The sequence below is a fragment of the Collinsella aerofaciens genome, assembly GCF_015560135.1.
Taxonomy (GTDB): Bacteria; Actinomycetota; Coriobacteriia; order Coriobacteriales; family Coriobacteriaceae; genus Collinsella; species Collinsella aerofaciens_AN.
The window spans coordinates 70,550-83,445 of sequence record NZ_JADMRH010000007.1 but is presented as its reverse complement, the minus strand read 5'-3'; the positions used below and the strand labels follow the sequence as shown (position 1 = coordinate 83,445).

Genomic DNA, 12,896 nt, shown 5'->3' with positions numbered 1-12,896 from the left:
AAATATGCTGCTTCAGGCTTTTCTGGTTGGTCTTGCCGCTGCGATAGGTCAATCGGATTATTTACTCGGTACTGCGATGGTCGAGCGGCCGATTGTCCTCGGAGCGATCGTCGGTATTTTTTTGGGTGATATTCCGACTGGCGTTATTGTTGGTTTCCAGCTCGAACTCGCGTTCATGGGGGTCTGGCAGGTTGGTGCTGCCGTGCCGCCCAACGTAATTGTTGGTTCAGTTTTGGGAACAGCCTTTGCGATTACTATGGGTGCGGGTCCCGAGACCGCTCTGACTATTGCTATGCCCACTGCGGTGCTTGCCGGCATGTTTGACAGCCTTATGTATAGCGTTGTTACGCCTCCTATGGCTGTCTGGGCTGATCGTGGTGCCGAAAAAGACGACCCCAAAACGATTGCAGCCGCTATGTGGACCAATGGAATTCTCTACATCATTGCGCTTGGCTTGATTTGCGGCGTGGCTTTTTACGTTGGAAATGATGCTGTTCAGGCACTGATTGACGCCATTCCTGATTGGCTTACGAATGGGCTTACGATCGCAACGGGTATTCTGCCCGCGCTTGGATTTGCGCAGCTTATGTCAATCCTGTCCACCAAGGAGCTGAGCTTCCTATTCTTTGGAGGCTTCTTGCTGAGTGCCTATCTAAACATTCCGACGATCGGTATCGTGGCGTTTTCGCTGATCCTGATTGGGATTCTCAATATGGCTCACATTTTTATGCCTGCCAGTGCGGCGGTCGCTAAGGAGGTTGACGATGACAACGAATTCTAATGATGTTCTTGAGCTCTCGCCGGAGTCAAATAAATCGACCGATAAGAGAATAACCAAGAAAGACTTAAAGGCGTTATTTTGGCGTAGCTTTCCACTCAACATCATGTGGAGCTTTGACCGACAAATGAACGTTGGTTTCTGCTACGACATGATTCCGGTAATCAAGCGGTTATACGATAAGCCTGAAGACCGGATCGAGGCATATAAGCGTCATCTTGAGTTCTACAATATTCAAGTTACGTTTAATCCTCTGGTCGCCGGCATTGTGGCCTCCATGGAGGAGGAAAACGCCAACAATCAGGACTTTGACACCGCCTCAATTAACGCCATGAAAGCATCGCTTATGGCTCCGCTTTCCGGTATTGGAGATTCACTGATTGCCAGTACGCTTCGCATGATTGCGACGGGCGTTGTGACAGGACTTTGCCTTTCGGGCAGTCTGCTCGGCCCAATCCTGTTCCTGCTTCTTTATAATGTCCCAACGATCCTGATCCGCTGGTTTGGGCTTCAGTATGGTTATTCGCTTGGCAGTGGCATGATTTCGAAGCTGAACGATTCTGATGTAATGCACAAAGTTACGTCCGGCCTGGCGATTGTGGGACTAATGGTAGTTGGTGGAATGGTGGCGACCACCGTTGCAGTTACCACTCCGCTCGCTCTTAACTTCGGCGACACCGCGTTTAAGTTGCAGGAAACGCTCGATGGGATATTCCCGGCTCTTTTGCCGCTCTGCGCGTTCGGGATCATGTGTCTTTGCAATAAGAAACAGGTCAAAATTATTTGGCAGATTGTGGGCATTCTCGCTGCGGGTATTGTGCTCGGCGTCCTGGGGATTTTGGGCTAGAGAAGGCGTCCATCTTTTGAGATGCTGAACTCGAAGGACGATGCGTCTGCTCGCCAAACGGTTTTCGAATAGTGGAGCGGCATTTCATTGCAGGCATATGTGACGTGCTCGACAACGCTCACGGGGGCTCCAACGATATAACCGAGAAGGTTTGCTTCTTGGAGCCCCGCTATTCCTGCGGTGATTTTGAGTTTCTCAATACCGGTTGCGATGCTGTAATGGTTGGCGATCAGGTCGAAAAGACTGGCATTGTCTGTGAGAAGCTCCAGTAGTCCGGGTAGAGTGCCCTGCGTTGCATAAATGGTGTCGATGGCGCAGGGGGCATTTTCGATATAAACCAAGCGCGCAACTCGTTGCACTACGGTTCCGTTGTCAATTTTGAGCTCCCGTGCAATGTGGGCATCAGCCTTGATCAAGCCTGTTTCCAAGATGGACTTGGTTGTTTTATCGCCGTATTGGGGGTCGGAGCTCAAATTGAAAATGGTGCTTGTTCCTCGTTTCAGGGTGAGCTTCGATGGGTTTACGAATGTCCCCTTGCCTCGCAGGCGGTAGAGCAAGTTTTGGTCAATGAGATTCTGTACGGCGCGTCTTACGGTGATCCTGCTTACTTTGTATTGCTTGCAAAGCTCGGTTTCGGTGGGAATCTGACTGCCGCCGGGGAGTTCGCCAGAAACTATTTTCTTGAGGATATCGTTTTCAACGGTCTGATAGAGAAGCTCTGGCTGAGTGAGCTCGTCTTTTGCTGCAGGCATGGTGGACCCCTTGGTCTTCAGTTTCTTTAGTACATAGATATACGACAACTGAGGACATCATAAGCCGTTATCTCAAAAGTTATGGAAATATCGATTTGGCGTTATCGCCGAGAGGGGATTTAAGATGGGCAGACAATACGACGAGGCGTTGATTGGCGCCATCTCCGGTCGCTCGTTTATAACCGAGAAGAGGGGACTCGAGGTTCAAATTCGTCCGGTTCCTGATGATGAAAGAGAGCATGTGCTTGACCCACGAATTCTCGAGGTATCCCGCAAGAAGATGCGGAATGTTAGCATGTCTCCGAGCTGGACGAGCCTTATTGGAATGCGTCATCGCCCGGATAAGCCGACATACCGCCTACTCGATGGTGAGGTTCAGCGCGATGAGGTCCTCATGGAGGCAGCCGATCGCTATATAGATTTATTCGTCTGGACGCCACCAAATCATAAGGAGGCAAGTCCAGCGCTAGTTTACCTGCATGGCGGCGCGTTTATGGCGGGGAATGTTCTGCAATTTGAACATCAGCTCGAGTTCATCGCCGAAAAGTCTGGTGCAGTGGTGGTTTATCCGGAATACCGCTTGGCGCCGGAGACGGCATTTCCCGGGCAGATCGAGGATTGCGTTCTTGCTCTTGATTATGTGCGCGAGCATGCCGGGGATCTCGGAATCGATCCTCATAAAATAATGGTCGCCGGCGACTCTGCGGGAGGAAGCCTTACTAATGCGTGTGTTCAGCTCAGGGGTGCTGGAGCTGTAGCCCATGCCTTCGAAATCTATCCTGAAGTCGACCTTGCGGGCGAACAGGGCGAGGGATATGAGGATTTTCCTGCGATAGCCGATCAAGAGGACGTTGCGCGTTTTCGCATCGACCATCTTCGCGATTCGGACGGCCCGATGGTCGAACTTTGTGCACACGGAAAAATGTCTCCTCATGACCCGTTGATTTCTGCGCTAATGCTTGAGGACTGCACTGATTTCCCCCCGGTGACTATCGTGACATCCGAATACGATCCGCTTCGTATCCCCGATGAAAAATGGGCTACAAAATTACGGTCTTCAGGAATCGATGTCGAGGTCATCGAATATGCCGGATGTGACCATGGTTTCTTCGATCATTTTGGCGTGTACCCGCAATCGGAAGACGTGTGTTTGTTGATGGCTGAGAAGCTTAAAGAAATGGCTGTACAATAACGTCTCTCGGCGATAAGGGACTGAAGTCGCCTGTGTTTCTGCATTCGTGGTTCTCAGTCTGATTAAAAATGAGGCTTGCTCCTTGCCCGAGTGGGTGGGGAGCAGTTTGTTTTTTGTAGCGATGCGAGGTGAGTGCCGCGCACTTTAGATCGCCATTTTGCTTCGCTGTATACCACTTGACGTAATAAAAGAGGCAAGGGCGGTGCGAGGGCCAACAGTCATTCTAAGCTCGGATTCGTATCCTAAAAGGTTGTTTCGGTTGCGTGGTACAATATAGCAAAAAAGAATGATAAAATGAATTCGAAAAAGAATTCATTTTTAGGAGGTATGTATGCCTGCTTTGCAGATGCTCGACAACCTTGTTCCAATTAGCGATTTCAGCCACGGTAAGGGCTCGGCTGCATTTTCGAAGGTTGGGGACGACAATCCAGTTGTGGTTCTCAAACACAACAAGCCAGCGTTTGTGATTGTGACACCCGATGAATATAGGGAAGCGAAGCAAGCGGAGGAGGACCTCGCCTTGTTAACGTTGGCACTTAAGAGAGTGGCTGTGGCAAGTGACGATGCGCTTGTTTCCCTGTCTGATGTTATGGAAGAGCTGGGTGTGAGCCAGGACGAACTCGATCAGATGGATGAGGTCGAGTTTGAATGAGTGGGTACGAAGTCGCTTTCTACCCGGATGCTCTCAAGGATATTAAGCGTCTGGACGGCTCCCAACGAAAGATCGTCCTTAAGGCTATAGAAAAAATCAGAACGAACCCATTGCCGCAGAACGAAGGTGGATTCGGCAAGCCTCTTGGAAACAAGGCAGGTACGGATTTGACTGGCTTTATGAAAATCAAGCTCAGGGGAAGTGGCATTCGAATCGTGTACCGCCTCATCAGAATTAAAGAAAAGATGGCCATCGTAGTGGTAGGCGCTCGCGAAGACATGGAAGTCTACCGAACTGCTCAGAGACGAGAACTCGATTTCGAGAAATGGGCGGAAGAGAATATCTAGCTTTAACGATGAACGACGAGTGAGCGTTGGTGGGGCCCTGACGAATTAGATTCGTCAGGGTTTTTCGCTGAACCAATTGCCTTCAGTCTCCGTTGACCTTTCCTTCCAATTCATCAGCCAACGTACGTCATGGCAATTCCCGGTAGGTCGCAGGGCGCTTCGCGGGCGGGCCAGGCTTTATCTGAACGACCTTGCGAAGCAACCGGAGTGAAGATAAAGCCTGGCCCGCCCGCGAAGCGCCACAAAGACCGCAGGGACGGGAGCAGCTATACTACTCTCAGTAGTTAAGGGTCGCGGATCCGCCGCGTCGCCGTTCTCAACAGGAGGTCTTTGTTTATGGCAGATCAAAAGCCGGTTGTCGGGATCATCATGGGCTCCAAGTCCGATCTGGGCGTTATGGAAGGTTGCACCGCCGAGCTCGAGGCGCTGGGTGTGCCCTATGAGCTCGTGATCGCGAGCGCACACCGCACGCCGGCGAAGGTCCACGAGTGGGCTTCGACTGCTGCCGATCGCGGTATCAAAGTGATTATCGCCGCCGCCGGCAAGGCTGCTCACCTGGGCGGTGTCGTGGCTGCCTTTACGCCGCTGCCGGTTATCGGCGTGCCTATGAAGACGAGTGACCTGGGCGGTATGGATTCGCTGCTGTCGATGGTGCAGATGCCTTCGGGCGTGCCCGTGGCCTGCGTTGCCATCAACGGTGCCAAGAATGCTGCCATCTATGCCATGCAGATTCTGGGTGCATGCGACCCCGAGTACCGCAAGGTTATCGAGAAGATGAAGCAGGAGATGGCCGACGCCTAGGCGTTCCGCCGTTTCACCGCAGTATAAGGAGAGCCATGTCCGACTATCAGGGAAAACGATTCAAGGCTTCTCAGATTCCCGATCCGTCGAAGCCGGGTGCTGCCCGTGCGGCACAGCAGGGTCGGACATCCTCTCCTCAGCAGCCGCGCGCGCCGCGTCCCGTGACACCGGCGACGCATCGTCGACAGGACGCGCCGGCCGCATATCGTCCTTCGTCTTATAGCACCGCTAAAAAACCGCCCCGGTCTTCATCGCATGCCGCGCCGTCGGATTACACCGAGCCGCCGCGCAAAAAGCGCCGCTCCATTATTCCCATTCTGCTCATCATCGTGGGCATCGGTCTGATTGTCGCCGCCGCCGCTATCTTTATTAATGCTCAGATTGGCTATAAGCAGGCGAGCGATTCGTATCAGAAAATCGAGAAGCAATATATAAGCGATCAGGACGCCAGCGGCGTGCCGATTATCGATTTTGATGCACTTGCTCAGACGAACCCCGAGATTGTGGGTTGGATTTACGCGCCGGGAACCAACATCAACTATCCCGTGGTGCAGACCAACAACAACTCCAAATACCTCAACACGCTGTTTGACGGTACGGCTAACGCGTCCGGTGCCATTTTCTTGGATAGTGATGACACCGCGCCGGGAATGGTTGACCAGCAGACCACGATCTACGGACACCATATGAACGATGGGTCGATGTTCAACGTGATTTCGGATACGACTGACCAGGCAACGTTCGATAGCATTGAATATGTGTACTACATCACACGGGATGCTACGTATAAGCTGCGACCACTGGCGACCAAAGTTGTTGAGGACACGTATGCCAAGGCGCGCACGCCCAATTTTGAGGGCGATGACGGGCTCAAGAACTATCTGTCCGAGATGCTCGACGGTGCCTCTGCCGTGGCGAGCGATGCGAGCGACCGCGCCGCCTCGGCAACCAAGGTCGTAACGCTTGTGACCTGTCGTTCGCTATCGCTGAGCAACACGCGTGCCGTCATGGTGCTCACGCCGGTCGAGGAATAGATTATCCAGGGGTAGCTAAAACCCGTCCCAAATTGGCTACTCGCTGACAGTAGAGGGAGAAACGATGCTTGAAAATGGCAAATTGATGCCTTCGGTTGATGCTTGGCTGCGTGAGGCCAAGGCCGATTCGTCGGCACCTGCGTGCGGTATGTATCTGACACATAACGGTGTGGTGCGCTCGACGCCCAAGGCCGAGGCGCGCGGTGTCGAGACCGATGGCGTGGCGCCGGGCCACAAGGTGGGCGGCATGGTGTTTGGCTACGACGCCAGCAAGGTGCAGGCTGCTATCGAGGCCACGCGCGCGATGCCGGGTATCGGCTATGTACGCGTGTGGCTGGCAAGCGGTGAGCTTGCCGTAGGTGACGACATCATGCTCGTGCTCATCGGCGGGGACATTCGCCCGCACGTGGTCGATGCGCTGCAGGCGCTCGTTGGCACCATCAAGAACGAATGCGTGAGTGAGGTCGAGCGCGAGGCGTAGAGGCTTGCGTTGGTAGAAGGCTCGTTTATAAAAATGCCCGCCGGTACGTGTGATACCGGCGGGCATTTTGCGTTTTGGGCGCGATGGACGCTACACGCGCGTCGCATCCTTGGGGCTCATGGTCATGCTCTGGAAGCGATTCTCCATAAAGTCATTATCGAAGTACTTGCCGTAGAACTGCGCAACGGGAATATCCGGTTCCGTGCCGTTGACGCGCTGATACCAATAATCGAGCGACTGCAGCGTCATAACGCCATCGACCAGCATAATGATGGTGAAGATGACGGTAGCGGAGTAGCGGCTCTTCCACGGAATCATGTTGATAAGCTTGAGCAGCCTCGGCAGCAGCAGCTTGATCCAGATGAGGCCGCCCAGGCCCCACAGGCAGGCGAAGCCCGTGCAGGTACGTCCGCCGGTAAGGACGGCGAGCGGATCGGGCATGCCAAAGAGCTTCATATGCGAGTAGCTCCACGAGACCACGCCAAACGAGGTCTGCATAAACCAGCCCACGAACACCTCAAAGCTTGCACCGAGCAGCGCACTCACCAAAAAGATAATGATGGGGTTCTTTTTATAGAAGCGGTTGAGCACCATGGTCATGAGCACGGCGCCAAATCCGTAGATGGGGCTGAAGGGGCCAAACAGCATGCCGGCGCGGTTCTGGTAGACGCCCGGGTCGTCGACCGTCATGTGCCAGATGTCCTCGGCGATCAGGCCGAGTATGCAGCAGACAAAGAATACCCAGAACAGGTTGAAGTAGTTGAGCTTGATGTAGCCTTCGCCGGTTTCATCGCGCCCGAGCATGCCCTCGGTGGCGGCGTCGCGATCGAGCATTTCCTGCAGGCGGCGCTGCAGCTCGCGCTCTTGGCGCAGCGTGGGGTCGACGGTGGCCGAAAGCGCGACGAGGATGCCGAGCTGGATGGCAGGGCGCAGCAAGAAGGGCCCGATACCCTGGAGCATCACGTCGACCAAAAGCTCGACGACGGTAAACGCGATAAGGATGTAGGACAGGCGAGCGGCGTTGCGGCGCTGGTTTTTGATAAGGTCCAGGCCAAAGATGATCAGGATGACGGCGCTTGCCGCAGAGAGCATGATGCCGGCGACGATAAGGCCGACCGCGACGAGCGTGTTGTCGCCGAGCTTGGCGGCGGCGTTGCCGTTGATGAGCGCGGTGATGACCTGCCACATAAAGGCGCCGACCGAAGGGAGCGTGCCCACGCCGGACAGGATGCACAGGGCGGCGTATACCTTAATGATGAGGGGGATCTTCTTGACCTCCGTGGCGCTGGGGACGCTGGGGTCGAGTTCGTTTCGATCCATACATAACCTTTCTCGTTTTGCTGTAGGTACAAGGATACGCCGCCGACCTGCCAAAAGACAGGACGAACGTCCCAATTGCAACAATGTAACCCTCAACGGTGAGCGAGGCGCGTCGCAACGGAAACATGCGGGATCGTCGACCCCGAGGCGGTTGCCCAATAAAATGTTTGGCTGCAAAACGGATTATAAGCTCGGTGGGCTTTTAAAAAGCGCTGTTCATGCGCGGGAGTGCTTGTCTTGCCGTGCGTATAATAGGGCAGGTAACGCCAAATAACGAGGCTCTGAGGGGATGCCATGTCTCAAGAAACCATCCGCGCGGCCGAGCGTGCCGCGGGACAGGTGAACGCCATGTCGACTTATGATCCGGACTCCGACCAGCTGCATGAGGAATGCGGCATTTTTGGTGTGTGGGCACCCGATCGCGATGTGGCTCGACTGACGTACTTTGGTCTGCGCGCGCTGCAGCATCGCGGCCAGGAATCGGCGGGAATCGCCGTGGGTGATGGCGGCACGGTTATGGTCCGCAAGGATCTGGGCCTGCTCGACCGCGTGTTCTCCAACGCCGACCTGTCGACGCTCTCCGGCCAGCTGGCCGTGGGCCACGTGCGCTATGGCACTGCCGGTGCCAAGAGCTGGGAAGCCTCGCAGCCGCATCTCTCCACCATCAACAGCGTCATTATCGCGCTTGCTCACAACGGCACTCTGGTCAACACCGACGAGCTGCGCCGCCAGCTGATCGAGCTGGGCGTGCCGTTCCTCTCCAATTCGGATTCCGAGGTCGCGACCAAGCTTATCGGCTACTTTACTCAGCGTACAGGCCACCTGCGCGAGGGCATTCGCAAGACCATGGAGCTCGTGCGCGGCGGCTACGCCATGACGCTCATCAACGAGCAGGCACTCTACGCATTCCGCGATCCGCACGGCATTCGCCCGCTCGTGCTGGGCAAGCTGGTGGACGAGGGTCTGGACCAGGCCGATGCCGCATCCGTTTCGCAGCTGCCCTCGCAAGACGGCGCCACGACGGTCGACTCCGCCGTCCATGTCACGCGCGCCGGCGGCTGGGTCGTTGCTTCCGAGACCTGCGCACTCGACATCGTGGGTGCCGAGTACGTCCGTGACGTCCGTCCCGGCGAGATCTTGCGCATCAGCGCCGAGGGTCTGGTATCCGAGCAGGGCGTGCCTGCAGCCGAAGAGCCCGCAAACTGCATCTTTGAGCAGGTCTACTTTGCCCGCCCCGACTCCATCATGAACGGCAAGAGCGTCTATGCCTGCCGTTACGACATGGGTCGTCAGCTGGCACACGAAGAGCCCGTCGAGGCCGACCTGGTCATCGGCGTGCCCGACTCCGGCCTGCCGCCTGCGGAGGGCTATTCGCACGAGAGCGGCATTCCCTTTGGCGAGGGCCTCATCAAGAACCGTTACGTGGGCCGTACGTTTATCGAGCCTACGCAGGAGTTGCGCGCCATGGGCGTGCGCATGAAGCTTAACCCGCTGCGCGACAACATCGAGGGCAAGCGCCTGGTCGTCATCGACGACTCCATCGTGCGCGGCACCACCATGGTGCAGCTCGTCAAGATGCTGCGCAACGCTGGCGCCAAGGAGATTCATATCCGCATCAACTCGCCCGAGGTCATCTGGCCGTGCTTCTACGGTATCGATACTGACGTGCAGTCGCAGCTTATCAGCGCCAACAAAACGGTCGACGAGATTTGCGAGTACATTGGCGCCGATTCGCTGGCTTTCCTTTCGGTCGAGGGCCTGCTTAAGGTCATGCCCAAGGGCGGTTACTGCGATGCGTGCTTTACCGGCCGCTACCCCGTGGCGATTCCCGAGAGCTTTGGCCGCGACAAGTTCATGGAGGGCTTTAAGCCTCGCAACCTGGACAAACCGCTGCACGTTGACGACGACGCCGTGGTCGAGAAATACGACGACCGCAGCTGGGAAGAGGAGCACGGCGAGGCCTAAAACCTGCCATTTAGGGACAGGTTTATTTTGGTAGGTTTTACCTGCTGTTTTGTTGATTTGACGGCGCGTGACGTTATGGCGCGCGCCGAAATGAACGCAACTATGAGTACCGTCTCGCGCTTGTGCGGCGAGCGGTAGTGGGAGAGGAAGGCTCAGATGAGCGACAGCAAGCATGTGACGTATGAGGACGCCGGCGTCGATACCGCCGAGGGCGGCCGCGCCGTCGACGCTATTAAGCAGATGGTCAAGGACACCAATCGCCCTGAGGTCATCGGCGGCATCGGTGGCTTCGGTGGCCTGTTCTCGGCCGCCGCGCTTAAGGATATGGAAGACCCGATTCTGATCAGCGGTACCGACGGCGTGGGCACCAAACTCGTGCTCGCTCAGATCATGGACCGTCACGAGACGGTGGGCCAGGACCTGGTCGCCATGTGCGTCAACGATATTCTGGCTTCGGGCGCCGAGCCGCTGTTCTTCCTGGACTACGTTGCCATCGGCCACATTGAGGCCGAGCACATGGCAAAGATCATCAAGGGTGTGGCCGATGGCTGCAAGCTCGCGGGCTGCGCGCTCGTGGGCGGCGAGATGGCCGAGCACCCGGGCGTCATGGCTCCGGCCGACTACGACCTCGCCGGCTTTACCGTGGGCGTCGTCGATCGTCCCAAGATGCTCGACCCCGCGAATGTCCGCCCCGGCGACGTGATCCTGGGCCTGCCTTCTACCGGCGTGCACTCCAACGGCTACTCGCTCGTGCGTAAGGTCATCGGCGTCGACGGTATTAAGCCGGGCACGCCCGAGGCCGCCGCTAAGGCCGAGGAGCTGAGCCGCCCGCTCGAGGAGCTCGGTGGCGCTTCGCTGGCTGACGCCCTGTTGGCCCCCACGCGCATTTATGTGAAGCCGATTCTTGAGCTGCTGCGCGGCGGCGCCAACGTGCATGCTATCGCCCACATCACCGGCGGCGGTATTACCGAGAACCTCAACCGCGCACTTGCCGACGACGTCGACGCCGTGGTCACTCGCAACGGCGCCGAGATGGGTTGGGACGTTCCGCCCGTCATCACCTACGTGTCGCGCCAGGCCGAGCTCGCGCCCAACGAGGCGTGCAAGACCTTCAACATGGGCGTTGGCCTGTGCCTGATCGTCGCCCCCGAGGACGAGGCCGCGGTGACCGAGGCTCTGGTCGCGCTGGGTGAGAAGCCGTTCCGCGTGGGCGAGTGCGTCGAGGGTTCCGGTAAGGTCGTGTACTCCGATGAGCGCTAACGAGCAGATGACTGCTGCCGAGGGCCTGGATTTTGTGCCCTACACCCGTCCGACCGGCACCGATACGGCCGAGCCGCTCAAGATCGGTGTGCTCATCAGCGGTTCGGGTACCAACCTGCAGGCGCTGATCGATCTGATCGCTGCCGGCAAGCTCAACGCTTCGATTGAGCTTGTGGTGTCGAGCCGTCCTTCGGCTAAGGGTTTGCAGCGCGCTGAGCGCGCGGGCATCCAGACGCTCACACTGTCCAAGGATGTCTATGCCGACCCTATTGCCGCCGACGAGATTATCGCGCACGAGCTTCTCGAGCGCGGCTGCGAGTATGTGGTCATGGCCGGCTACATGCGCATGGTGCACACGCCGCTGCTGGCGGCGTTTCCCAACCGCGTGGTCAACTTGCATCCGGCGCTGCTGCCGAGCTTTACCGGTGCGCATGCGATTGACGACGCCTTTGCGCGCGGCGTCAAGGTAACTGGCGTGACCGTGCATTTTGCCAACGAGATCTACGACAACGGTCCCATCATCGCCCAGCGCGCGCTGGCTGTCGAGGAAGGTTGGGATGTCGACACGCTCGAGGAGCACATCCACGCGATTGAGCACGTGCTGTATCCCGAGGTTGTTCAGATGCTCGCCGACGGCCGTGTCCACGTGCTGGAGAGCGGCAAGGTCGCAATTGATGCACCCCGCGGCTAGCGGTGCACAGTACAATTTAGCCGAGTAGTCAGGGTGGTCATTGGCGCCAAGGCGCGCGTGGCCACCTTTTGTTTTAGGTAGTCATTGGGGACGTTCTTTAACGACTGGCCATTCAAGAACGTCGCAGGTGACTAGATGAGAGAGGTGAGCGCATGGCGGATAACGAAGCGCTGTTTACGCCTGAGCTGGTGTTTTTTGATTGGGAGTGTGCGACGCCGGATGAGGTGTTTGCGCGGCTCCAGGGCGAGCTTGCACCGCGTGGCTACATTGCGTCCGGTTGGCTCGACGCCGTTCGCACGCGCGAGGATGCCTATCCCACGGGTCTTGCCATGCCGGCGGCAAACATTGCCATTCCGCATACCGATCCGGGGTTTGTGGCCAAGCCCTATATCGCGGTGGTGAAGCCCGCCGCGCCCGTGACATTTAACGCTATGGCTGGCATGGGCGCTCCGGTGCCGGCGCAGATCGTCATCAATTTGGGTATTGCCGAGCCGGGTGGCCAGGTCGAGGCCCTGCAGGCACTCATGAACATCTTTATGGGCGCCGATGCCGCAGCCGACGTGCTCGGCCAGACCACGCCCCAGGGCATGGTCGACGCCATCCGCCGCCACTTCTAAGGTGGGGCTGAGTCGGCACTTGGGGACTGTCCCTAACTGCCGGCTGCCAGAGCTGTCCCCTTTGCACCAAAATGGTGCAGATTAACCTGTCCCCAATGCACCAAGCGTGCCGCGGGGGCTGCGTTGTGACACAATGGCGTTTGTTCGATTCGTGATGCG

At 57.0% G+C, this 12,896-nt stretch carries 14 protein-coding genes; 12 read left to right on the top strand and 2 right to left on the bottom strand.

Annotated elements, in window-relative coordinates; genetic code table 11:
• Positions 1 to 4 precede the first annotated feature (4 nt).
• Together I2H19_RS04730 and I2H19_RS04725 are read left to right on the top strand one after the other, a co-directional pair.
• On the top strand, positions 5 to 781 hold the full coding sequence (locus I2H19_RS04730; protein WP_006235817.1) for a PTS mannose/fructose/sorbose/N-acetylgalactosamine transporter subunit IIC: 777 nt from the start codon (positions 5 to 7) through the stop codon (positions 779 to 781).
• Entirely contained in the window at positions 765 to 1,625 is an 861-nt protein-coding gene (locus I2H19_RS04725) for a PTS system mannose/fructose/sorbose family transporter subunit IID (protein ID WP_006235816.1), read from the top strand. Before I2H19_RS04730 ends, I2H19_RS04725 begins: the two co-directional genes overlap by 17 nt.
• Here the strand turns inward: I2H19_RS04725 and I2H19_RS04720 are convergent.
• A complete protein-coding gene (locus I2H19_RS04720) occupies positions 1,622 to 2,377 on the bottom strand; it encodes a GntR family transcriptional regulator (protein ID WP_006235814.1) in 756 nt (251 codons plus the stop codon). The two genes, I2H19_RS04725 and I2H19_RS04720, sit on opposite strands and share 4 nt — an antisense overlap.
• Before the next feature lie 124 nt (positions 2,378 to 2,501).
• Here I2H19_RS04720 and I2H19_RS04715 point away from each other — a divergent pair, with 124 nt between their 5' ends.
• The 6 genes from I2H19_RS04715 to I2H19_RS04690 all read left to right on the top strand — a co-directional run bounded on the left by I2H19_RS04715 (position 2,502) and on the right by I2H19_RS04690 (position 6,884).
• On the top strand, positions 2,502 to 3,569 hold the full coding sequence (locus I2H19_RS04715; protein ID WP_006235813.1) for an alpha/beta hydrolase: 1,068 nt from the start codon (positions 2,502 to 2,504) through the stop codon (positions 3,567 to 3,569).
• A 331-nt stretch (positions 3,570 to 3,900) separates the two neighbouring features.
• On the top strand, positions 3,901 to 4,221 hold the full coding sequence (locus tag I2H19_RS04710; protein ID WP_195521035.1) for a type II toxin-antitoxin system prevent-host-death family antitoxin: 321 nt from the start codon (positions 3,901 to 3,903) through the stop codon (positions 4,219 to 4,221).
• Positions 4,218 to 4,568 (top strand): type II toxin-antitoxin system RelE family toxin, encoded by a 351-nt coding sequence (locus I2H19_RS04705; protein WP_006235811.1) that lies wholly within the window; start codon positions 4,218 to 4,220, stop codon positions 4,566 to 4,568. Before I2H19_RS04710 ends, I2H19_RS04705 begins: the two co-directional genes overlap by 4 nt.
• A gap of 336 nt (positions 4,569 to 4,904) precedes the next feature.
• On the top strand, positions 4,905 to 5,369 hold the full coding sequence (purE, locus tag I2H19_RS04700; protein ID WP_195621643.1) for a 5-(carboxyamino)imidazole ribonucleotide mutase: 465 nt from the start codon (positions 4,905 to 4,907) through the stop codon (positions 5,367 to 5,369).
• A gap of 35 nt (positions 5,370 to 5,404) precedes the next feature.
• Complete coding sequence (locus I2H19_RS04695; RefSeq protein ID WP_195621641.1) at positions 5,405 to 6,403, top strand: class B sortase; 999 nt, start codon at positions 5,405 to 5,407, stop codon at positions 6,401 to 6,403.
• Positions 6,404 to 6,467: 64 nt separating this feature from the next.
• Positions 6,468 to 6,884, top strand: coding sequence for a molybdenum cofactor biosynthesis protein MoaE (locus I2H19_RS04690; protein ID WP_229089785.1), 417 nt, complete (start codon positions 6,468 to 6,470; stop codon positions 6,882 to 6,884).
• Positions 6,885 to 6,974: 90 nt separating this feature from the next.
• Here I2H19_RS04690 and I2H19_RS04685 read toward each other — a convergent pair whose 3' ends face one another.
• The gene (locus I2H19_RS04685; protein ID WP_195621636.1) at positions 6,975 to 8,204 is read right to left on the bottom strand and encodes a putative ABC transporter permease; all 1,230 of its coding nucleotides are present in this window, start codon (positions 8,202 to 8,204) and stop codon (positions 6,975 to 6,977) included.
• Positions 8,205 to 8,498: 294 nt separating this feature from the next.
• Between I2H19_RS04685 and purF the strand changes: the two genes are divergently transcribed.
• The 4 genes from purF (at position 8,499) to I2H19_RS04665 (ending at position 12,737) form a co-directional block, all read left to right on the top strand.
• A complete protein-coding gene (purF, locus tag I2H19_RS04680) occupies positions 8,499 to 10,169 on the top strand; it encodes an amidophosphoribosyltransferase (protein WP_195621633.1) in 1,671 nt (556 codons plus the stop codon).
• Between the two features lie 156 nt (positions 10,170 to 10,325).
• On the top strand, positions 10,326 to 11,429 hold the full coding sequence (purM, locus tag I2H19_RS04675; RefSeq protein ID WP_055251557.1) for a phosphoribosylformylglycinamidine cyclo-ligase: 1,104 nt from the start codon (positions 10,326 to 10,328) through the stop codon (positions 11,427 to 11,429).
• A complete protein-coding gene (gene purN, locus I2H19_RS04670; RefSeq protein ID WP_138341251.1) occupies positions 11,419 to 12,120 on the top strand; it encodes a phosphoribosylglycinamide formyltransferase in 702 nt (233 codons plus the stop codon). The genes purM and purN overlap by 11 nt, the downstream gene beginning before the upstream one ends.
• A 152-nt stretch (positions 12,121 to 12,272) precedes the next feature.
• Positions 12,273 to 12,737, top strand: a complete 465-nt coding sequence (locus I2H19_RS04665) for a PTS sugar transporter subunit IIA (protein ID WP_195621630.1) — start codon at positions 12,273 to 12,275, stop codon at positions 12,735 to 12,737.
• The last annotated feature ends 159 nt before the right edge of the window (positions 12,738 to 12,896 follow it).

Bases quoted from the DNA above. Each gene is read 5' to 3' on its own strand.
- I2H19_RS04730 (WP_006235817.1), top strand. From the start codon at position 5: ATGCTGCTTCAGGCTTTTCTGGTTGGTCTTGCCGCTGCGATAGGTCAA.
- I2H19_RS04725 (WP_006235816.1), top strand. From the start codon at position 765: ATGACAACGAATTCTAATGATGTTCTTGAGCTCTCGCCGGAGTCAAAT.
- I2H19_RS04720 (WP_006235814.1), bottom strand. From the start codon at position 2,377: ATGCCTGCAGCAAAAGACGAGCTCACTCAGCCAGAGCTTCTCTATCAG.
- I2H19_RS04715 (WP_006235813.1), top strand. From the start codon at position 2,502: ATGGGCAGACAATACGACGAGGCGTTGATTGGCGCCATCTCCGGTCGC.
- I2H19_RS04710 (WP_195521035.1), top strand. From the start codon at position 3,901: ATGCCTGCTTTGCAGATGCTCGACAACCTTGTTCCAATTAGCGATTTC.
- I2H19_RS04705 (WP_006235811.1), top strand. From the start codon at position 4,218: ATGAGTGGGTACGAAGTCGCTTTCTACCCGGATGCTCTCAAGGATATT.
- purE (WP_195621643.1), top strand. From the start codon at position 4,905: ATGGCAGATCAAAAGCCGGTTGTCGGGATCATCATGGGCTCCAAGTCC.
- I2H19_RS04695 (WP_195621641.1), top strand. From the start codon at position 5,405: ATGTCCGACTATCAGGGAAAACGATTCAAGGCTTCTCAGATTCCCGAT.
- I2H19_RS04690 (WP_229089785.1), top strand. From the start codon at position 6,468: ATGCTTGAAAATGGCAAATTGATGCCTTCGGTTGATGCTTGGCTGCGT.
- I2H19_RS04685 (WP_195621636.1), bottom strand. From the start codon at position 8,204: ATGGATCGAAACGAACTCGACCCCAGCGTCCCCAGCGCCACGGAGGTC.
- purF (WP_195621633.1), top strand. From the start codon at position 8,499: ATGTCTCAAGAAACCATCCGCGCGGCCGAGCGTGCCGCGGGACAGGTG.
- purM (WP_055251557.1), top strand. From the start codon at position 10,326: ATGAGCGACAGCAAGCATGTGACGTATGAGGACGCCGGCGTCGATACC.
- purN (WP_138341251.1), top strand. From the start codon at position 11,419: ATGAGCGCTAACGAGCAGATGACTGCTGCCGAGGGCCTGGATTTTGTG.
- I2H19_RS04665 (WP_195621630.1), top strand. From the start codon at position 12,273: ATGGCGGATAACGAAGCGCTGTTTACGCCTGAGCTGGTGTTTTTTGAT.